Genomic DNA, 19,319 nt, shown 5'->3' on the forward strand with positions numbered 1-19,319 from the left:
TTGGGGCCTCCCACATTTAACAACCAAGCAACCACACACCCAAACGGACGCCCCACCCCATCACGGCCGTTCCCTGGGGGCGCCCCTGGAGTTGTGGCGGCCCTGTCGGTTCGATAGGGATCAATGAGTACGGACTTGGGCCTCAATATCGGCCACCCTGCAAGTCTAGGGTTGGGCAGCGGCCCGGGCCGGGTAGTCTGCGGGAATGGAGTCCTGGCACGGCAACCGGCAGAGCGCGCGGCAGGCTGGGCTGGTGGAAACCCGGCTTCCGGGGGTACGTCTGGTAAGTGATCTTTCCTGGGGCCTCATCGATACCGCGGTTCTTGAGATGGAAAGCGGGCGCCGCAGATATATCGTCAAGGCCGGCGGTCCCGCCAATCACCACATTGAGCGTGAGATTAGGGCCCACCAATTATGGGTCCATGTGTTGTCGCGTCAGAAGCGTGCACCAAAGCTCATACATGCCGACCGGGTTACCAACATCCTGGTATTGGAGTATCTGGAAGGCCGCTTGGTAGAAGGCGCCGAAGCCGAAATATACGACGGAGACGTACGTTCAGGCCGGTGCCCTCCTTCGCGCATTTCACGATCAAAACGTGTGCAGCGACCCGCATTATGAGCCGGTCGCCACGGCCAAGGCCCTCGCGTGGCTCGGAGAACCCCACCGCATCGAAGCGTCTGCCGCAGAAATGGCACGAGCCATACTCGGCACCTATGATCCGATGCCGGTCGATGTTGTCCCGACCCACGGCGACTGGCAGCCCCGCAACTGGCTGGTTGACGGGAGTGAAATAAGGGTTATCGACTTTGGCAGGTTTGGGTTCAGGCCGGCTGCCAGCGATTTCTGTCGTCTCGCCGTACAGCAGTGGCGTGCGGACCCTCTGCTGGAGTCAGCCTTCTTCTCGGGCTACGGTTCCGATCCCAGGGACAGTGAGCTCTGGAAGGTTATGCAGCTGCGAGAAGCCGTTTCCACGGCCGCTTGGGCATACAGGGTTGGCGATCACGAGTTCGAAAGGCAGGGCCACCAGATGCTCCACGATGCCGTGCATAGATTCTGAAGCAGTCGCCTTCGCTGGATTGTTGAACAATCTGAGTTTTTAGGGCATTCTTGAATGAACAGCAATTCGAGACGGAGATCACAATGCCCACCATCGACCTGAACAGTGACGTCGGCGAGTCCTTTGGGAACTGGTCCTTCGGCGATGACGCCGCCATTTTCGAGAGTGTATCCAGTGCCAACGTAGCGTGCGGCTTCCATGCGGGCGACCCCGTCGGCATCATGGCCACATGCCAGGCCGCTGTGAAAGCCGGTGTTACCGTCGGCGCCCACCCCGGCTACCGGGACCTGGCAGGCTTCGGCCGCCGGTTTGTGGACATGACGCCGGCAGAACTGACGGCCGACGTTGTCTACCAGATCGGAGCCGTCCAGGCTGTGGCCCTCGCTGCCGGAACGGCCGTCCGCTACGTCAAGCCCCATGGCGCCCTCTACAACACCATCGTGAACCACCCCAAGCAGGCCGGGGCCGTGGTGGCCGCCATCCTCGCGGTGGACCCCACCCTTCCCCTCATGGTCCTCCCCAATTCGGAGATCCAGCGCCAGGCGGATGCGGCCGGGCTCCGGACCGTCGCCGAAGCCTTCGCCGACCGCGCCTACAACCCGGACGGGACCCTGGTCTCCCGCCGCGAACCCGGCGCCGTGCTGCACGAGGTGCGTGACGTAGTCGAACACGTCCTGCGCCTGGCCGGGGACGGCAAGGTCCGCGCCATCGACGGATCGCTAGTGTCCGTCAAAGCGGAAAGCATCTGCCTGCACGGCGACACCCCGGGTGCCGTGGCGATGGCCGCCGCCGTCCGCGCCGCCCTTGAGGACGCCGGCATCCAGATCCAAAGCTTCGCCTAGCCATGGCCGCCACACAGCAGCAATCGGCCAACAGGGCCCCCCACACGGAACTCACCGGCATCCGCCCTGCGGGCGACCGCGCCATCCTGGTGGAGCTCCCGTCCCTGCACGCCGTCCTCAGCCTCCAGGCCCAGCTCACCGCCCATCCCCGGCCGGGGCAGATTGACGTCATCGCGGCCGCCACCACTGTGCTTATCACCGCCGATTCACCTGAGTCGGTCCGTGCCGTTGCCGAATACGTGCGCAGCCTCGACCTTGAGGCTCCGGCGGACACCGAGAGCGCGCTGGTCACCATCGAGGTGGTGTACGACGGCGAGGACCTGGACGAGGTGGCAGAGCTTACCGGCCTGGGCCGCGAGGCAGTGGTGGGCGCCCATACGGGCCAGTTGTGGACTGCAGCGTTTGCCGGCTTCGCCCCGGGCTTCGCCTACCTCACGGGTGAAGACCGCAGCCTGGAGGTCCCGCGGCGGCGTTCACCCCGGACAGCCGTCCCCGCCGGAGCCGTCGCCCTGGGCGGCGCCTACTCTGCGGTCTACCCGCGGCAGTCGCCCGGCGGCTGGCAACTCATCGGCCGCACCGACGCGGTCATGTGGGACCTCAGCCGGGAGAACCCCGCCCTGGTCCGTCCCGGGGACACCGTCCGTTTCACTGCCGTCCGCGAGCAGGCCACCCTGACGCACCACCAACAAACCAGTAACGACGCGGCATCAACCGAAGAACCCGCCACCGAAGGCCTTGCCGTCCGCAAACCCGGACTGCAGGCCACCGTGCAGGACCTGGGCCGCCCGGGCTTCGCATCGCTCGGCGTCAGCAGCGCCGGCGCCATGGACCGCGGGGCACTGCGCCGCGCCAACCGCCTGGTGGGCAACGCTGAAGGAGCCGCGGGCATCGAACTCCTCTTCGGCGGCCTGGAACTCGAAGCACTCACCGACCAGGTCCTGGCTGTCACCGGAGCAGCCGTTCCGCTGGAGATCACGCCTCCGGCGCAGGAGGCAGGCAAAGGCGCGACGGCGGTCCGGCACCCTGAGTGCCGCGCCCCCTTCGCGCTGCTGGCAGGGGAGAAGCTTACGGTGGGCCACGCCGCGGCAGGGCTTCGCTCCTACCTCGGGGTCCGCGGCGGGATCGGCGGGCCCGAGGCGCTCGGCAGCCGGTCCACAGACACCATGTCAGGGGTTGGGCCGGAGCCGCTGCAGGTTGGCACCATCCTCCCCGTGCTCCCGCCCACGCCGGGAAGCTCCGTGGGCCGTCCGGAGGCATCACCCCTCCCGGACCCAACAGGGGCCACCGTGCTGCGCGTGGTCCCCGGACCCCGCCAGGACTGGTTCAGCGCCGAAACGCTGCAGGACTTCCTGGCCCGGGAATGGACCGTCACCCCGCAGTCCAACCGGATCGGACTGCGCCTGAAGGGCCAGGCCCTCACCCGCAACCGGGACGGCGAACTGGCCAGCGAAGGAACCGTCCGCGGCGCCGTCCAGGTGCCCCCGGAAGGCCAGCCCGTCCTGTTCCTCTCCGACCACCCGGTGACCGGCGGGTACCCGGTAATCGCCGTCGTCGTCCATGCCGACCTGGACAAAGCCGCCCAGCTTCCCCCGGGCACCCCCGTGCGGTTCGCCGCCGCAGAAACCGCCGCCGCACTGCCGGAAACACTTAAGGAAACCCCCCATGCGTAAAGTCCTCATTGCCAACCGCGGCGAAATTGCCGTCCGGATCGCCCGGGCCTGCGACGATGCAGGCCTGGAAAGCGTTGCCGTCTACGCCGACCCCGACGCCGACGCCCTGCACGTTTCCGCCGCCACCGAGGCCTACTCGCTGGCTGGCTCCAGGCCGCAGGAAACCTACCTGGACATCGACAAGATCCTCGCGGTCGCAGCCAAAAGTGGCGCCGACGCCGTCCACCCCGGCTACGGCTTCCTGTCCGAGAACGCCGGCTTCGCGCAGGCCGTACTCGACGCCAGCCTGACGTGGATCGGACCGTCCCCGGAAACCATCCGGCTCCTCGGCGACAAGGTCAGCGCCCGCGAGGTGGCCGTCCGCGCCGGGGCTCCGCTGGCCCCGGGCAGCGACGGGCCCGTGGCCAGCGCCGCAGAGGTCCGCGCCTTCGCCGAGCAGGTGGGCCTGCCCGTGGCCATCAAGGCGGCCTTCGGCGGCGGCGGCCGCGGCCTGAAGGTGGTCCGGAACCTCGCCGACATCGAGGAAAGCTTCGACTCCGCCGTCCGCGAATCCCTGGCCGCCTTTGGCCGCAGCGAGTGCTATGTGGAGAAGTTCCTGGACCGGCCCCGGCACGTGGAGGCCCAGGTCATCGCGGACACGCACGGCAACGTGGTGGTGGTGGGCACCCGTGACTGCTCGCTGCAGCGCCGCCACCAGAAACTCGTTGAGGAAGCGCCGGCCCCGTTCCTTACCCCCGAACAACGCGCGGAAATCCATGCTTCGGCCAAGGCCATCTGCCGCGAAGCCGGATACGTGGGCGCCGGCACCGTGGAGTACCTGCTGGACGGCAGCGGTTTCCTGAGCTTCCTGGAGGTCAACACGCGCCTCCAGGTGGAGCACCCCATCACCGAGGAGACGTCCGGCGTGGACCTGGTGGCCGCCCAGCTGGCCATCGCGGCGGGGGAGAAGCTGCCCATCCTGGAAGACCCGGAACCGCGCGGGCACGCGTTCGAGTTCCGCATCAACGCCGAGGATCCGGGCCGGGGCTTCCTGCCGTCCCCGGGCACGGTGGAGTCTTTCGAGGTACCCACCGGGCCCGGCATCCGCTTGGACACCGGCGTGCGCGCGGGATCCGTGGTTCCCGGACAGTTCGACTCGCTCCTGGCCAAGCTGGTGGTCACCGGCGCCGACCGGCAGCAGGCCCTCCGCCGCGCCCGCCGCGCCCTGCGGGAGCTCCGCATCGGCGGCCTGGCCACCGTGCTGCCGTTCCACCGTGCGGTGGTGGAAGCTCCCGACTTCATCGGCGCGGACGGTCTGGACATCTACACCACCTGGATCGAAAACGAGTTCACCACGGCCCTCGACGCGGACCCCGCGTTCAGCCCCGCCGCGCCGGAGGAACCCCGCCGGACCATCGGGATCGAGGTGGACGGCAAGCGGATGGAACTCGGACTTCCCAAGGCGCTGCTGGATTCGCTGCTCGACGGCGGCGGCCGGCGCAGTGCAAGCGACAGGGACGGTGCGGACAGCCACGCGGACACCCAGGCGGAGAAGAACGACGGCGACCTGCTGGCCACCATGGCCGGCACCGTGGTGAAGTGGCTGGCGCAGCCCGGGACAACGGTCGAGGAGGGCGAAACGGTGCTGGTGCTCGAAGCCATGAAGATGGAGACAGCCGTGGCCGCCCACCGCGCGGGGACCCTGGGTGAGCAGTTCGCTGCTGCGGGCGACCCGGTGGCGCCAGGCCAGGTGCTCGCCAATATCGAGTGAGCCCCGGGGCGGATGGCGGTGAGCCGGGCCCGGGACAGCGGCAGTGAACCTCTGACGCAGTCCCGGGCCGATATCGTGGAGCCATGACGTTTGAGGAGGTACTGGCCGACCTGCAGGCCCAGGCCAGGACCACAAAGCACGCCGAAACCGGACTTTGGGTTGCCGCCCAACTGCGCAGCCGCATCGCGGCCGGCCAGCTCAAGCCCGGCTCCAAGCTCGCCGAGGAAGCCCTCCGCGAGGCCCTTGGCGTGTCCCGCAATACCCTGCGGGAGGCGTTCACCGCCCTCCACGCCGAGCACATCGTCACCCGCATCCCCAACCGGGGCGTGTTCGTGGCCCATCCCACGGCGGACGACATCCGAGAGATCTACCGGGTACGCCGCTTCCTTGAGCCGGCCGCGGTGCTGTGGTCCGGCGAGGCTTCCACGGAGGCGCTGGCGGGAATCATCAAGGCCGCCAGGGCCGCCGCAGCAGAGGGTGACATCCCGGGGATGGCCAGCGCCAACCAGGACTTCCACCGCGCCATCGTGGACCGCGCCGGCAGCGAGCGGCTCAACAGCCTCATGGACCAGGTCCTGGCGGAGATGCGCCTGGTGTTCCACTCCATGGCCGCAAATCCAGCCTTCCACGAGCCCTACGTGGAGGACAACGCCAAGATCGTTGACCTCCTGGAAGCCGGGCAACTGGCCGCGGCAGCGGACTTCCTGGCCGCCTACCTGGACCGGGCGGAAGCCCAGCTGCTGGACGCCGTCGGCCGCTGAGCCGCATCCCCGCGAAAAAAGGGGGTTGCAGGATTGTTGAACAAAAAGCTATGCTTTAGATCACACCGTTGTTCTGCAGCTCACTTAATCCTGCAGCGCCAACGTGACGGGGCGTCCGCCCCTCGGCGCCGCCCCACCCGCCAAACGAGGCATCAACGCGCCGGCCCCCACTTTCGCAGACCCACCACGGGTCCCCTGGGAAGGGATAATCATGCTTGTACTCATCGGGGTGCTGCTGGTGATCGTTGGCTTCGCCATCCGCCTGAACCCCCTGATTGTCGTGACCGTCGCCGGCATCGTCACCGCGCTGCTGGGCGGCATGAACCCGGCGCAGATCCTGGATGCCTTCGGCACCGGCTTCGCCAGCAGCCGCTCGGTCACCATCTTCGTCGCCGTACTTCCGGTGGTGGGCATCATTGAGTTCTTCGGTCTGCAGGAGCAAGCCAAGATCCTCATCGGCCGGCTCGCCAAGCTCACCGCAGGCCGCGTCCTGATTGGCTACCTGGCCGTCCGCCAGATCACCGCCGCCGTAGGCCTGAACAGCATCGGCGGCCACGCCCAGACCGTGCGCCCGCTGGTGTTCCCCATGGCTGAAGGCGCAGCGCTGCGCCGCTACGGCCACGTGCCGGAAAAGATCAGCGAGAAGATCAAGGGCCACTCCGCCGGTGCGGACAACGTGGGTGTGTTCTTCGGCGAAGACGTGTTCGTGGCCGTCGGCTCCATCCTGCTGATCACCACGTTCGTGGACACCACCTACCATCTGCACCTGGAACCGCTCCAGCTGGCCCTCTGGGCCATCCCCACCGCCATCGCGGCGTTCCTCATCCACGGCTTCCGGCTCCTGCGCCTGGACAAGCAGCTGGACAAGGAATACCGCGAATACGAGCTCACCGCCCAGAAGGAAGCTGCAGGAGAAGCCAAATGATCAACGTTGAAGCCGTCTACTGGCTGATCGGCATCTTGTTCGTCGCCTGGGCGTCCCTGATTGCCGCCGACACCCACCATCCCCGCCGCTGGGGCAGCTCCGCCTTCTGGGGCCTGCTGGGCCTGTGCTTCTTCTACAGCACCTGGGTCCAGGCGGGCACAGCACCGGGCTGGATCCTGGGTGTCGCCGTCCTCATCCTGGTGGTGCTGGCCTCCACCGGCCTGCTGGGCCACGGGAAGCACCGGTCCTCCACCGGTCCCGAGCGGGAGTCCTACGCCAAGCGGTTCGGAAACAAGCTCTTCATCCCGGCCCTGACCCTCCCGCTGGTCACCGTGATCCTGGTGCTCGCCGCCCCCGTGCTGACCATCGGCGGCACCCCGCTGCTCGATCCCAAGAACACCACGCTGGTAGCCCTGGCCATCGGCGCCGTGGCCGCCGTCGTCGTCGCCCTCCTGATCCTCAAGCCCAAGAACCCGGCGACGCCCATCTTCGAAAGCCGCCGCATCCTCGAGTCCATCGGCTGGGCCGCGCTGCTGCCGCAGATGCTCACCACCCTGGGCATCCTCTTCACCAAGGCCGGCGTGGGCACTGCAGTGGGCAACCTGGCCTCCGGGCTGCTGCCCAAGGGCTCCCTGATCGCCGGCGTGCTGGTCTACTGCATCGGCATGTTCCTGTTCACGGTACTCATGGGCAACGGCTTCGCGGCCTTCCCCATCATGACCGCGGCCATCGGCTGGCCCGTGCTGGTGCAGACCTTCCACGGCGACCCCGCCATCGTCTTCGCCATCGGCATGCTCGCCGGTTTCTGCGGCACGCTCTGCACCCCCATGGCCGCCAACTTCAACCTGGTGCCGTCAGCGCTGCTGGAAATGAAGAACAAATACGGCGTCATCACGGCGCAGGTGGGAACGGCCATCCCGCTGCTGGCGGTCAACATCGCGCTGATGTACTTCCTGGCCTTCCACTAACCCTTCCCGCAAAGGAGCACCATGGACAACGACCTCCGCGCACAGGCGGCCCCGGACTACGCAACCGTGGTGTTGGGCAACCTTTCCGAGCCCTTCCCGCATTCGGCCCACCACACCCAGGTGTCCGCGGACGACAGGCCCACCCCGGAGCAGATCCATCCCGCCTTCTACACCTCCTTCGACTGGCACTCATGCGTGCACATGCACTGGCTGGGGGCCAGCCTCCTGGGCGGCACCCCCGGAGCACCTTCTGTCGGGGCTGCGGGGGACGGGGCTGCTGGAGAAGGGGCGTCCGACGGCGGCCCGGCGGCCTGGGTGGATGCCTCCACCGAGGCGGCGCTCCGGGAAGCTTTGGGGGCCAACCTCACCCCGGCCAAGCTGGCGGTGGAGCGGGACTACCTGCTGGCCAACCCGTCCTGGGAACGGCCCTACGGCTGGGCCTGGCTCATGCGGCTGGCCGCCACGTGTTCCGCGTCCTCCGATGCGCAGCTCCGTGAATGGGGCACCGCCCTGGAGCCCTTGGTGGATGCCGTTGCCAACCTCAGCGCCGCCTGGATGGCCAAGGCGCAGTATCCGGTGCGGCACGGGCTGCACACCAACGCCGCGTTCGGCGTGGGCTACATGCTGGACGCGTTCCGCTCGCTGGGCCGCGCTGATGCCGCCGCGGCGTGCGAGGACGCGGCCCGCACCTGGTTCGCTGATGACCGCAACTGGCCGGGCGACTGGGAGCTCAGCGGGCAGGACTTCCTCTCCGCCGGCCTGAGCGAGGCGGACCTGATGCGCCGCGTCCTGTCCGCCGACGAGTTCGCCGCCTGGTTCGCGGCGTTCCTCCTTGGCCTTTCCGCGGAGTCGCGGATCCTGCAGCCGGTGAGCGTGACGGACGAGACCGACGGCTACCTGGTGCACCTGCACGGGCTGAACCTGACCCGTGCGGGACAGGTGGCACGGATCATCGCCACACTTGGCCAATCCGCCAAGCCTGAGGCTTCCGCCGCCGCCGCAGTGCTCGGCGAGGCGCTGGATCCGCTACTCAAGGCCGGGCTCCGCGGGCTGGAAAGCGGCGACTTCATGTCCACCCACTGGCTGGCCAGCTTTGCGTGGGACGCGCTGGGATCCGTGGCGGCGCTGGACTGACCGTCGGGCAGTCCGCGGGAAGAAGCAGTCACACTCGGTTTGAACGGACGCGGCGGTGCCCATCTGGGCACCGCCGCGTTAGTCTTTTCCCACCACGCCAAGTGCGTGACCTGGGAGCAGCGGGCAGGGTCGTAATGAGCTGACCGTCCGCCCGCGAGCCCAGAGGAAGCCCATGCGCCAGCACGTCAGCACCTGCACCTCAGACCCTGCAACGGCAGGGCAAACCGCCACGCTCAAGCCCAGGAGGAAACGGACCAGGCATCCACGGCTGGCCGTGGGGGACCGGGTCCGCTTTGCGGAGGGAACCGTGTCCGGTACCGGCGTGGTGGATGCCGTGACCTCCGACTACTCCGTCATCTGGGTGTGGACGGACGAAGGCCAGGGCCGGCGCATGTTCCTGCAGGGGTACGGAAGCATCGTCACCGTGCTGGAGGACGGCGTTTAGGTACGACGGCGCACGCCAGGTGGGCGTGGCCGTCCGGCCACAAGCCAGGCAAGTCCGCCCACCACGCTGCCGAGGACAAGGAGCACCAGCCAGACCTCCCTGCTGAAGGTCCGAATGTCCCGTTCGTCGGTGTTGCTGAAGTCGACCAGGCTGTATGCCCAGACGGCCAGGCAAGGAATGAGGACCAGCCAGGGGAGCAACGCGTTAACACTTGCCGCGCTCATAGGACCAGTATGCGCCGGTTCCGGCCCTCCAGCGCGGGCCGGTGGCACTACCCGCCGAGCCGTTCCGGCTGTTCGGCGGCACGGTGCCTGCGCCGCTCATCGGCCTGGAGGATCCCGTCGCGGACCGCGGCGCGGATCACGCCGTACAGGATGTAGAAAAAGACCGCTCCGAATAGCGCAAACAGGACAAGCCCAGTCAGGTCGCCCATCAGTGCTCCTTCTTCGGCCAGTAGGGCTGAACGCTGCCGGCTGCCGCACGCAAGGTCCCGCCGTCGAGCATCAATGACCTTTCCTCCAGGCCGAGATCCGTCCACTGGCACACCAGCCGGAGGTCGCCGGCAGGCGGAAGCGGCCACAGCCAGAGGGTGCCGCTGCCGGAGAACTCCTCATCGCCCCCGCCGCCACCGCCGCCGTTCAAGGCGAGGACCGGAGGCTCCGGGTCGGTGCCCGGTTCCACCAACCCGTACGGATTTTGGCTGCCGGTGCTCGCTTTTGTACCGTCAGGGAATTGGACGCCGAACATCAGTCCGGTCTGCCGCCCGCTGCCCCCGCGAAAGCCCCTGCCGGGCTGGAAGAACAGCGGCTGCAAATCGTCCCAGTCACTATCCGATTGATCGGTCCGGCGGAAGAGCCAGGACAGACTGAACAGGCACCCGCTGGAGAAGACTTCGGCACCTTTGACCGCCACCACCATTCCCGGCGTCCGGCTCACGAACAGGCCCAGATGGACAACGGCAGGCAGTTCGTAGGCGGGTGCAGCCACCCAAGGGGGCGGGACGTGCCTGGTTGACCGCGGCCGAGGCGGCAGGGGAGGGACGGGAAAGTCCTGGAAGAAGGTCATCGGTGGTCCTTGGGTCTGCTGGCGGCGACCGACCAGCGGAACAGCGGCAGCGCCGCCCTGGATCCCCCAATCCGTCCTTGCCCGGCCAGTCTAGCGGTGATCCCTCAGGGGCCTCGTGGCCTCCTCGAGGATCTCCAGCAAGTGGCGGTAGGAGTGGCCGGTGGCCTTGGACATGCCCAGCTCGCAGGTGCGGTTGGTGGAGGCGTAGGCCTCGAACTCCCGCTCGTTGATTTCGCGGGCCTGCCGGTCCGTCGCCGAGTCGGTCAGTTCGGGATGCAGCAGGCCGCGGTCGCCGGCGAAGGCGCAGCAACCCCAGTTGAGTGGCACGAACACCTCATCCGTGACGGCCCCGGCAATCTCGTGCAGGGCGGGGTTGGTCCCCAGCTGGGTGGACGAACACGTGGGGTGCAGTGCGAGCGAACCCAGCGGCGCCGTTACCGTGAGGCGGCCCAGGACGTGCTGGTGCACGAACTCCACCGAGTCAACAAAGCGCAGCCCCGCGTACCGTTCGCCGTCCGCCGCCGCAAGGCGTTTCATGGTGTCCAGGCCTTCGGTGCAGGAGGCGGCATCGCACACCACCGGCAGTTCGCCCCGGTCGCTGGCCTCGTATAAACGGTCCAGGACCTTGGCGGTCATGGCTTCGTACCCCTGGGAGAAGCCTTTGGATTTCCACGGGGTGCCGCAGCACAGGCTCTCGATGCCTTCCGGAACGGTGATCCGGACGCCGGCGCGTTCGCAGAGGTCCAGGAACGCCTGGGCAGAACCCTTCCCTTGGCCCTCCGGTCCGTCCGCCGGGCCGAACATGGTGCCGATGCAGGCAGGGAAGAACACAGCGATGCTGCCTGCTTCCGCGCGTGCACGCCGCTTGGAACCACCGCCGGGCAGTACCGTGGCGTAGGCGGGCACTGCCTCCGGTCCCAGCAGGGAACGGCCGACGGCGGTCGCGGCCTTGGGCAGTGGAGCCGGCATGGCTTTGGCTACCGTTAGGGCCAGCCCACCGGCAGTGGTGACGGCACCCCAGTTTCCGGCGGCTTTGTTCCAGCCGGCCGCGGCGACGGCGTTGGCGTTTTCCTTGCGCAGCCTCCGGACCAGGTCTCCGGTGTTGATCAGTACCGGGCAGGCGGTGACGCACATGCCGTCGGCGGCGCAGGTCTGCACGCCGTCGTAGTCGTAGTCCTTGCGCAGGGCGGCGGCAAGGGCATGGTCACTGCGCTGCTCTGCGGCAGCGATGTCGCGCCGAAGCACGATGCGTTGGCGGGGGGTCAGCGTGATGTCCTTGCTGGGACAGACCGGTTCGCAGTAGCCGCACTCGACGCAGCGGTCCACCTCCTCCTCGACGGTGGGGGCCACCTTCAGGTTCTCGATGTAGGAGAGCGGCCCGTCGGCGAGCAGGACACCCGGATTCAGGAGGTTGGGTGCGTCGATCAGCCGCTTGATCTCCTGCATGACGGCATAGAGTTCGTCGCCGTACTGGCGGCGGACGAAAGGCGCCATGATGCGGCCCGTGCCGTGCTCGGCCTTGAGCGAGCCGCCAGCACCCAGGACCAGGTCCACCATTTCGTCAGTGAAGGCCTGGTATCGCAGGAGCTGGGCCGGATCGTCGAAGCGCTCATTGAGCATGAAGTGGACGTTCCCGTCCTTGGCATGGCCAAAGATCACGGATTCCTCGTAGCGGTGCTCATTGAAGAGGCGCGTCAGCTCGCCACAGGTGCCCGCCAGGGCGGGGACCGGGACCACGATGTCTTCCAGCAGCGCGTTGGTTCCCGAGGGGCGCACCCCGGCCACGGCTGTGTACAGGCCTTTGCGGACGTGCCAGAGGGCAGCCCGGTCTTTCGGGTCCGACGTCAGTGCGAAGGGCGCGGCCAAATCAAGCGAGTCGAACAGCGGCTGGGAGGCTGCCCGCTTACCGGACAGCTCCCCGGCATCGGAGCCCTGGTGTTCCACCAGCAGTGCGGTGTGTCCCTGCACCGGCAGCGCGCGGATGGCAGCAGGGGCGTCGGGGGCACGCTGGGCAACCTTCAACGCCGCCGGGTCCATGAGTTCGATGGTGGCAAGGCCGGTGGAGACGAGGTCCGGCAGGGCCGTCGTCGCCGCCTCGAGGGTGTTGAATACCAGCAGCCCGGTGGCGACGGCCGGTTTCACCTCGACGGTCCGGAAGACGGCCTCGGCCACGAAGCCGAGCGTGCCCTCGCTGCCGATCATGAGGTGCATGAGGATGTCCACTGCACGTTCGTAGTCCAGGAAGGAGTTCACGCCGTAGCCCATGGTGTTCTTCATCGAAAACAGTGAACGGATGATGCGGACGGACTCGTCACTGCCCACCACCCGTCGGCGCAGCCTCAGCAGCCCCTCATGAAGTTCCGGCTCCAGCGCGCGCAGCCGGTTGTCCGCATCGGCGTCGGCGGTGTCAACGACGGTACCCGAAGGCAGTACCAGCACCATCGATTCCAGCGTCCGGTAGGTGTTGAACTCGGTGCCGCACGCCATTCCGGAGGAGTTGTTGGCGATGACACCGCCCACGGTGCAGGCGATCTCGCTGGCGGGATCGGGTCCGAGCTTGCGGCCGAAGGCGGCGAGCCGGGCGTTGACGCTGCGCACCGTGGCGCCGGGCTGGACGCGTACCCGGGCGCCGCCGTCGAGCACCTCGATGCCGCGGAAATGCTGGCGGGTGTTGATCAGCAGGCTGTCGCTGAGCGCCTGGCCGGAGAGGCTGGTTCCGCCGGACCTGAAGGTGGCGGGAATCCCGAGCTCCCGGCTGCGGCGCAACAGTGCTCCGACGTCGGCGGCATTGCGTGGCGTGGCTATTCCTTGCGGGACCAGGAGGTAGTGCGATGCATCGTGTGCCAGGGCATGGCGGTCCAGGTCCCGCGTGCTTACGGTGTCCAGGTCCAGTTGATCGATGGGTGTTCCGGCTCCTGCCGTGGGGGTTCGCATTCGGGGCTCCAAAAATTTCAGGTAACTGTGCCGGGCTGGGGCGCGGTGGCGTCCCCTGCCCGCTGGTAGAACCATTCGATGTGCTCGCGCAGCAGGCGGGCGGCGAGCTCCCCGTCCCGGGACTGGACGGCATCGAAGATTCCGTGGTGTTGGGCGCGCAGGACTTCCAGGACGTCCGGCCAGTCCTCCATCGCGTCCATGGCGCCCTTGACGTAGCCGACGATCGAGCCGCTGAGCGACTCCATGATGGTGGCCATCACCTCGTTGCCCGCGAGTGAACTCAGTGCCACGTGGAACCTGGCGTCCAGCTCATGGAAGGCTGCCCGCTCAAGCCCGGGGTGGTCCATCGCCTCCAGCAGTTGGGCCGCCTGTTCCCGCTCCGCGTCGCCGCCCTCGCGCTCCGCCCCTGCGCGGGCAGTCCAGGTTTCCAGGAGGATACGGGTTTGGACGATGTCCTGGACCGGCAGGCGGTTGCTGGCAACGTGCAGCCGGAGGGCGGACGAAAGCCCCGCGGACGGGTCGGAGACAACAATGGCACCGGACGTGGGACCGGAACCCACCGAGCTGCGGACCACGCCCATGGCGTCGAGAATCCGGATGGCCTCGCGCACGGAGGCCCGCGAGATGCCGTAGTTTTCCGCCAGGGTCCGTTCGCCGGGGAGCCGGTCGCCGACCTTGATTTTGCCGGCCCGCAAGTCAGCTTCAATGTCCTTCAGCAGCGTGTCATGCGTTCGACGGCGGGGGGCTGCTGCGGCTGCGGCGGTGGTCACGGGCGATCCTCAGGGGTGGGGGGTGCGGGCCTCATGACCCGCACCCCGTTTTGCGCGGGCAGTTGGGCTAGGGAAGCATCCAGCCCAGGACGGGAGTGGACTGCAGGTAGACGATGGTGCACAGCACCACCAGCAACCCCACGCTCCATCCGACTACCTTACGCAGAAGCACCGATTCCTGGCCGTCAAGGTTGACGGCGGTGGCGGCAATGGCGAGGTTTTGCGGACTGATGAGTTTGCCCACCACCCCGCCGGCCGTGTTGCCGGCCACCAGCAGGTTGGGGTCGATGCCCGCGTTCACGCCGGCGGTCTGCTGCAGCTTGGCAAACAGGGCGTTCGCGGAGGTGTCCGATCCGGTCACGGCCGTGCCCAGCCAGCCGAGCACGGGGGAGAGGAACGCGAAGAAGCTGCCGGTGCCGGCAAGCCATACGCCGATCGAGACCGTCTGGCCGGAGTTGTTCATGACGTAGGCAAGGGCGAGCACCGTGATGATGGTCAGGCCGGCCCAGCGCATCTTGAAGATGGTCCGTCCGATTTCAGCCACGGCGTCACCCACGGTCATGTGGAAGCGGCCGCGGTCATCGAAGCGGGCGTAGACGATAGCCACAATGAGGCCCGTGATCAGCAGGAGGGTGCCGGGGCTGGACAGCCACTGGAAGACGTAGGTGGTGGAGGACAGCGGTTTGCCATCGGTACCCACCAAGGCGTCATGGAGGACCGGCCACGGGATCTTGATGTCAGTGGCGGCGAGGGCGGCGGGAAGGTCGACGCCGAGCTTCCAGAGCTTGGCGACCCCAAACACCACAATGACCAGGAAGTAGGGAAACAGCGCGAGCCACGTGCGTGCGGGGGTGAGGGCCTCGCCGTCGGCAGCTTCTGCAGTGGCGACGCCGCCCTTACGGACAGTGCTGCCACCACCCTGGGTGCCCTGTGCGGCACCGGCGGCAACGGCCTCTGCGGCGACGCCGAGCCGGTCGCGTGCCGCCGCAGTGCCCCTGGGCCTCCACAGCCGGAAGAACACCACAGCGGCGCCCAGGCCCACCAGCGAGGCCATGATGTCGGTGAGTTCGTAGGAGAAGAAGTTGGAGCAGAGGAACTGTGCGGCGGCGAAGGAGAACCCGATGACCAGCGCAGCAGGCCAGCAGTCCTTCAAGCCTTTGCGTCCGTCCAGGATGAAGAGCAGGATCAGCGGGACGAAGGTTGCCAGCAGTGGCGCCTGGCGGCCCACCATGGCGCCGATGTCCGTGGCGTGGAGGCCGGTGAGCCCGGCGGCGGTGGTGATCGGGATGGCCATGGCGCCAAACGCGACCGGAGCGGTGTTGGCCACCAGCACGGCGGCGGCGGCCCGGAGCGGCGGAAGGCCCAGGGCCAGCAGCATGGTGGCGGTGATGGCCACCGGTGCGCCGAATCCGGCAAGTGCCTCGAGGAGGCCACCGAAGCAGAAGGCGATGAGGACACCCTGCAGGCGGACGTCGCCGCCGCCGATTACGTCGAAGACGCGTCGAAGGTCTTCGAAGCGGCCGCTGAGCACCGTCACCTGGTAGAGCCAGACGGCCATGACAACGATCCACAGCACGGGGAAGGCGCCGAAGACCCCGCCCTGTGTTGCGGACAGGAGGGCCAGGCCAGCCGGCATCTTGAAGGCCAGGATGCCCACGGCCAGGGCCACCAGCAGGGCAAACGCCCCGGCCACGTGGGCTTTGGTCTTGGCGACGGCGAGCAGGACAAAGAAGGTCAGCAGCGGCAACAGGCCGACGATGGCCGACCAGGCAACGCTGTTCAGCACCGGATCAGTGCTGGGGGTGAAGTGGTCCACGGAGTTCCTCCACATTGAGGGCGAGGGTTGTTTGGTCAGACCACAATGGTCTGACCACGGAAGTGTAGCCCATCTTTCCCCGAATGTGTGAGCCGCTTCACCTTTCCGGATGGGCTTGTGGGTGGCGGTGCTCACGTGGTCTACTGTGGTCAGACCATAGAAGCATTCCCAACCATTCCGGAAGGCCGCCATGAGAATTGCCTTGTTCGCCACCTGCATCGTGGATGCGATGTACCCGGCCACGGCGAAGGCCACGGTCAAGATCCTGGAGCGCCTGGGACACGAAGTGGTGTTCCCCTCCGGCCAGGCCTGCTGCGGCCAGATGCACGTCAACAGCGGCTACCTCAACGAAGCCGTTCCCGTCGTGGCGAACCACGTGGCCGCCTTCGACACCGCGGACTACGACGTCGCCGTCGCCCCCTCCGGATCCTGCGTTGCCTCCGTCAAGCACCAGCACCCCATGGTGGCCCGCTCCTGCGGTGACGCCGCGCTGGAAGCCCGCGCCACCGCCGTCGGCGCCAAAACCTACGAACTGTCCGAACTGCTGGTGGACGTGCTCGGTGTGACCGACGCCGGCGCCCAACTGGGCTCCTACTTTCCGCACCGGGTCACCTACCACCCCAGCTGCCACGGCATGCGCCTGCTGCGGCTCGGGGACCGGCAGTCCCGCCTGCTGCGGACCGTGCAGGGAATCGACCTTGCCGAGCTTCCCGAGGCGGACCAGTGCTGCGGCTTCGGCGGTACGTTCTCCATGAAAAATGCCGATGTTTCCTCGGCCATGCTCCGGGACAAGGCGGCCAACGTCGAGTCCACCGGGGCCGAGCTCTGCACCGGCGGTGATGCCTCCTGCCTGATGCACATCGGCGGCGGCCTGTCCCGGCAGGGCAGCTCCACCGCCACCCTCCACCTGGCCGAAATCCTCGCCAGCACCCTGGAAGAGCCGGCGTCCGTCACCGGCGAAGTCCGCGTCTCCACCGGAAAGGCCCTCCGATGACCACCTTTTTGGGAATGCCCGCCCTTCCGGCCTACGGCTCGGGCAACCTCTTCGCGGAGGAGACCTTTCCCGCCGCCGCGCACCGCGAACTGGACAATGCCCAGCTGCGGGCCAACCTTGGCCATGCCACGCACACCATCCGCGACAAACGCCAGGCAGTGGTCTCCGAACTGCCCGACTGGGAACAGCTCCGCGATGCCGGGTCCGCCATCAAGGAGTCCGTGATGGCCAGGCTGCCCGAACTGCTGGAGGATTTCGAAAAGAACTTCACGGCCCGCGGCGGCGTGATCCACTGGGCCCGCGACGCCAGGGAGGCCAACGAAATCGTGGCCGCACTGGTCCGGGAGACCGGCGAAACCGAGGTGGTCAAGGTCAAGTCCATGGCCACCCAGGAGATCGGGCTCAACGAATACCTCGAGGAACAGGGAATCCAGGCCTTCGAAACGGACCTTGCTGAACTCATCGTCCAGCTGGACCACGACAAGCCCAGCCACATCCTGGTCCCTGCCATCCACAAGAACCGCACCGAAATCCGGGACATCTTCCTCCGTGAAATGCCGGACGCCGATCCTGCGCTCACTGACGACCCACCCGTCCTGGCCATGGCAGCCCGCGAGCACCTGCGCCGCAAGTTCCTCACCGCCAAGGTGGCAGTGTCCGGGGCCAACTTCGCCATCGCCGATTCCGGCACCCTGGCCGTCGTCGAGTCCGAGGGCAACGGGCGCATGTGCCTCACCCTGCCGGAAACGCTGATCACCGTGATGGGCATCGAAAAGCTGCTGCCCACCTGGCAGGACCTGGAAGTGTTCATGCAGCTGCTCCCAAGGTCCTCCACCGGGGAGCGGATGAACCCGTACACCTCGCTGTGGACCGGTGTCATGGAGGGCGATGGACCGCAGAACGTGCACCTGGTGCTCCTGGACAACGGCCGCAGCGCCGCGCTCGCAGACCAGATGGGCCGCTCCGCCCTGCACTGCATCCGCTGCAGCGCCTGCATGAACGTCTGCCCGGTGTACGAGCGCACGGGCGGCCACGCCTACGGCTCCACGTATCCCGGCCCCATTGGCGCCATTCTTTCCCCGCTGCTGACCGGTATCAAGGCGGAGGAAAACAGTTCGCTGCCGTACGCCTCCTCCCTCTGCGGGGCCTGCTATGACGCCTGCCCGGTGAAGATCAACATCCCGGACATCCTGGTGCACCTTCGCAGCGTGGACGTGGACAGCAAGCGCGGGACAAAGAAGCTCCCCAGCCAGATGGATGTGGGCATGAAGGCGGCGTCCTGGGCATTGTCCTCCGGCAAGCGCCTGGGACTGGTGGAGAAGGGCCTGCCACTGGGCCGCCTGGCCGCCGGGCCCGACCGGAAGATCACCAGGCTTCCCGGCATCGCCGGCGGCTGGACCCAAAGCCGCGACATTCCGGCACCCCCGGCGCAGTCGTTCCGGGACTGGTGGGCCAAGGAACACCGGGACGCCGGCTCGCCTGGACAGCCGGACCCCGGACACTCCCACGAACCGTCACGAGACGAGAAGGAAGCCCAGCAATGAGTGCACGCGAAGACATCCTCACGCGGATCCGGACCGCGTTGCAGGACAGCCCCGAGGCGCCGCAGATCCCCCGGGAGTACCGGGCAGCGTCCGGGATGGGTACAGACGGACTGATTGAACTGCTGGTGGACCGGCTGGTGGACTACAAGGCGCAGGTGGCGGTCGTGCCGGAAAGTGACGTGCCCGCCCGGATCGCATCGCTCCTGGAAGGTGCGAAGACGTACGTTGTGCCGGAAGGGCTCGAGGCCGCCTGGCTGGCAGGGATGGACGACGACGGCGCCGGCACCTCCCGCCGTCGGACGGATTCTCCGGCGGATCCGCTCAGCGTTGCCGACCTGGACGCCACGGACGCGGTGGTGACCGGCAGCGCCGTGGCCGTGGCCGAGACGGGCACCATCATCCTGGACGGCAGCGCCACCCAGGGCCGCCGCGCCATCAGCCTGGTCCCGGACCACCACATCTGCGTGGTGAAGGCCGCGGACATCGCCGGCATCCTGCCCGAGGCGCTGCGCAGGATCGAAGGGACCCGGCCCATCACCATGATCAGCGGGCCGAGCGCCACCAGTGACATTGAGCTGGAACGCGTGGAGGGGGTCCACGGCCCGCGGAGGCTTGATGTCATCATCGCCCGCTAAAGTCGTGC

At 67.7% G+C, this 19,319-nt stretch carries 18 protein-coding genes; 12 read left to right on the forward strand and 6 right to left on the reverse strand.

What is annotated here, in order from left to right; all coding sequences use genetic code 11:
* Window positions 1-596 precede the first annotated feature (596 nt).
* From VXJ37_RS04275 to VXJ37_RS04315, 9 genes are all read left to right on the forward strand, one after another.
* Window positions 597-1,058, forward strand: coding sequence for a phosphotransferase family protein (locus tag VXJ37_RS04275; RefSeq protein WP_440589774.1), 462 nt, complete (start codon window positions 597-599; stop codon window positions 1,056-1,058).
* An 83-nt stretch (window positions 1,059-1,141) separates the two neighbouring features.
* Window positions 1,142-1,900, forward strand: coding sequence for a LamB/YcsF family protein (locus VXJ37_RS04280; RefSeq protein ID WP_331321826.1), 759 nt, complete (start codon window positions 1,142-1,144; stop codon window positions 1,898-1,900).
* A gap of 2 nt (window positions 1,901-1,902) precedes the next feature.
* Window positions 1,903-3,570, forward strand: coding sequence for a 5-oxoprolinase/urea amidolyase family protein (locus VXJ37_RS04285; RefSeq protein ID WP_331321827.1), 1,668 nt, complete (start codon window positions 1,903-1,905; stop codon window positions 3,568-3,570).
* Window positions 3,563-5,320, forward strand: coding sequence for an acetyl/propionyl/methylcrotonyl-CoA carboxylase subunit alpha (locus tag VXJ37_RS04290; protein ID WP_331321828.1), 1,758 nt, complete (start codon window positions 3,563-3,565; stop codon window positions 5,318-5,320). The genes VXJ37_RS04285 and VXJ37_RS04290 overlap by 8 nt, the downstream gene beginning before the upstream one ends.
* Window positions 5,321-5,403: 83 nt before the next feature.
* Window positions 5,404-6,081: a GntR family transcriptional regulator gene (locus tag VXJ37_RS04295; RefSeq protein ID WP_331321829.1), complete on the forward strand. Its 678-nt coding sequence runs from the start codon at window positions 5,404-5,406 to the stop codon at window positions 6,079-6,081.
* A gap of 211 nt (window positions 6,082-6,292) precedes the next feature.
* A complete protein-coding gene (locus VXJ37_RS04300) occupies window positions 6,293-7,006 on the forward strand; it encodes a DUF969 domain-containing protein (RefSeq protein ID WP_331321830.1) in 714 nt (237 codons plus the stop codon).
* Window positions 7,003-7,974 carry a DUF979 domain-containing protein gene (locus tag VXJ37_RS04305; RefSeq protein ID WP_331321831.1) on the forward strand — a complete coding sequence of 324 codons (972 nt, stop codon included), beginning with the start codon at window positions 7,003-7,005 and terminating at the stop codon, window positions 7,972-7,974. Before VXJ37_RS04300 ends, VXJ37_RS04305 begins: the two co-directional genes overlap by 4 nt.
* A 21-nt stretch (window positions 7,975-7,995) precedes the next feature.
* Complete coding sequence (locus VXJ37_RS04310) at window positions 7,996-9,108, forward strand: DUF2891 family protein (RefSeq protein WP_331321832.1); 1,113 nt, start codon at window positions 7,996-7,998, stop codon at window positions 9,106-9,108.
* Between the two features lie 172 nt (window positions 9,109-9,280).
* On the forward strand, window positions 9,281-9,553 hold the full coding sequence (locus VXJ37_RS04315) for a hypothetical protein (protein ID WP_331321833.1): 273 nt from the start codon (window positions 9,281-9,283) through the stop codon (window positions 9,551-9,553).
* Here the strand turns inward: VXJ37_RS04315 and VXJ37_RS04320 are convergent.
* The 6 genes from VXJ37_RS04320 to VXJ37_RS04345 all read right to left on the reverse strand — a co-directional run bounded on the left by VXJ37_RS04320 (window position 9,550) and on the right by VXJ37_RS04345 (window position 16,153).
* Window positions 9,550-9,777: a PLDc N-terminal domain-containing protein gene (locus VXJ37_RS04320; RefSeq protein ID WP_331321834.1), complete on the reverse strand. Its 228-nt coding sequence runs from the start codon at window positions 9,775-9,777 to the stop codon at window positions 9,550-9,552. The two genes, VXJ37_RS04315 and VXJ37_RS04320, sit on opposite strands and share 4 nt — an antisense overlap.
* A 47-nt stretch (window positions 9,778-9,824) precedes the next feature.
* On the reverse strand, window positions 9,825-9,986 hold the full coding sequence (locus tag VXJ37_RS04325; RefSeq protein WP_331321835.1) for a hypothetical protein: 162 nt from the start codon (window positions 9,984-9,986) through the stop codon (window positions 9,825-9,827).
* Complete coding sequence (locus tag VXJ37_RS04330; protein WP_331321836.1) at window positions 9,986-10,618, reverse strand: hypothetical protein; 633 nt, start codon at window positions 10,616-10,618, stop codon at window positions 9,986-9,988. Before VXJ37_RS04330 ends, VXJ37_RS04325 begins: the two co-directional genes overlap by 1 nt.
* A 90-nt stretch (window positions 10,619-10,708) precedes the next feature.
* Complete coding sequence (locus tag VXJ37_RS04335; protein ID WP_331321837.1) at window positions 10,709-13,552, reverse strand: FAD-binding and (Fe-S)-binding domain-containing protein; 2,844 nt, start codon at window positions 13,550-13,552, stop codon at window positions 10,709-10,711.
* 17 nt (window positions 13,553-13,569) lie between these two features.
* On the reverse strand, window positions 13,570-14,322 hold the full coding sequence (locus VXJ37_RS04340) for a FadR/GntR family transcriptional regulator (RefSeq protein WP_331321838.1): 753 nt from the start codon (window positions 14,320-14,322) through the stop codon (window positions 13,570-13,572).
* Window positions 14,323-14,389: 67 nt separating this feature from the next.
* Entirely contained in the window at window positions 14,390-16,153 is a 1,764-nt protein-coding gene (locus VXJ37_RS04345; RefSeq protein WP_331321839.1) for an L-lactate permease, read from the reverse strand.
* 175 nt (window positions 16,154-16,328) lie between these two features.
* Here VXJ37_RS04345 and VXJ37_RS04350 point away from each other — a divergent pair, with 175 nt between their 5' ends.
* From VXJ37_RS04350 to VXJ37_RS04360, 3 genes are read left to right on the forward strand one after another with little or no spacing between them, the layout of a single operon-like run.
* Window positions 16,329-17,132 (forward strand): (Fe-S)-binding protein, encoded by an 804-nt coding sequence (locus VXJ37_RS04350; protein WP_331321840.1) that lies wholly within the window; start codon window positions 16,329-16,331, stop codon window positions 17,130-17,132.
* Window positions 17,129-18,676, forward strand: a complete 1,548-nt coding sequence (locus tag VXJ37_RS04355) for a LutB/LldF family L-lactate oxidation iron-sulfur protein (protein ID WP_331321841.1) — start codon at window positions 17,129-17,131, stop codon at window positions 18,674-18,676. Before VXJ37_RS04350 ends, VXJ37_RS04355 begins: the two co-directional genes overlap by 4 nt.
* On the forward strand, window positions 18,673-19,311 hold the full coding sequence (locus VXJ37_RS04360) for a LutC/YkgG family protein (RefSeq protein WP_331321842.1): 639 nt from the start codon (window positions 18,673-18,675) through the stop codon (window positions 19,309-19,311). Before VXJ37_RS04355 ends, VXJ37_RS04360 begins: the two co-directional genes overlap by 4 nt.
* Window positions 19,312-19,319 lie beyond the last annotated feature (8 nt).

The organism is Pseudarthrobacter phenanthrenivorans, from assembly GCF_036455295.1.
Lineage (GTDB): Bacteria > Actinomycetota > Actinomycetes > Actinomycetales > Micrococcaceae > Arthrobacter > Arthrobacter phenanthrenivorans_C.

Bases quoted from the DNA above. Each gene is read 5' to 3' on its own strand.
- VXJ37_RS04310 (WP_331321832.1), top strand. From the start codon at position 7,996: ATGGACAACGACCTCCGCGCACAGGCGGCCCCGGACTACGCAACCGTG.
- VXJ37_RS04360 (WP_331321842.1), top strand. From the start codon at position 18,673: ATGAGTGCACGCGAAGACATCCTCACGCGGATCCGGACCGCGTTGCAG.
- VXJ37_RS04285 (WP_331321827.1), top strand. From the start codon at position 1,903: ATGGCCGCCACACAGCAGCAATCGGCCAACAGGGCCCCCCACACGGAA.
- VXJ37_RS04350 (WP_331321840.1), top strand. From the start codon at position 16,329: ATGAGAATTGCCTTGTTCGCCACCTGCATCGTGGATGCGATGTACCCG.
- VXJ37_RS04345 (WP_331321839.1), bottom strand. From the start codon at position 16,153: ATGTGGAGGAACTCCGTGGACCACTTCACCCCCAGCACTGATCCGGTG.
- VXJ37_RS04330 (WP_331321836.1), bottom strand. From the start codon at position 10,618: ATGACCTTCTTCCAGGACTTTCCCGTCCCTCCCCTGCCGCCTCGGCCG.
- VXJ37_RS04305 (WP_331321831.1), top strand. From the start codon at position 7,003: ATGATCAACGTTGAAGCCGTCTACTGGCTGATCGGCATCTTGTTCGTC.
- VXJ37_RS04355 (WP_331321841.1), top strand. From the start codon at position 17,129: ATGACCACCTTTTTGGGAATGCCCGCCCTTCCGGCCTACGGCTCGGGC.
- VXJ37_RS04300 (WP_331321830.1), top strand. From the start codon at position 6,293: ATGCTTGTACTCATCGGGGTGCTGCTGGTGATCGTTGGCTTCGCCATC.
- VXJ37_RS04290 (WP_331321828.1), top strand. From the start codon at position 3,563: ATGCGTAAAGTCCTCATTGCCAACCGCGGCGAAATTGCCGTCCGGATC.
- VXJ37_RS04325 (WP_331321835.1), bottom strand. From the start codon at position 9,986: ATGGGCGACCTGACTGGGCTTGTCCTGTTTGCGCTATTCGGAGCGGTC.
- VXJ37_RS04315 (WP_331321833.1), top strand. From the start codon at position 9,281: ATGCGCCAGCACGTCAGCACCTGCACCTCAGACCCTGCAACGGCAGGG.
- VXJ37_RS04335 (WP_331321837.1), bottom strand. From the start codon at position 13,552: ATGCGAACCCCCACGGCAGGAGCCGGAACACCCATCGATCAACTGGAC.
- VXJ37_RS04280 (WP_331321826.1), top strand. From the start codon at position 1,142: ATGCCCACCATCGACCTGAACAGTGACGTCGGCGAGTCCTTTGGGAAC.
- VXJ37_RS04295 (WP_331321829.1), top strand. From the start codon at position 5,404: ATGACGTTTGAGGAGGTACTGGCCGACCTGCAGGCCCAGGCCAGGACC.
- VXJ37_RS04320 (WP_331321834.1), bottom strand. From the start codon at position 9,777: ATGAGCGCGGCAAGTGTTAACGCGTTGCTCCCCTGGCTGGTCCTCATT.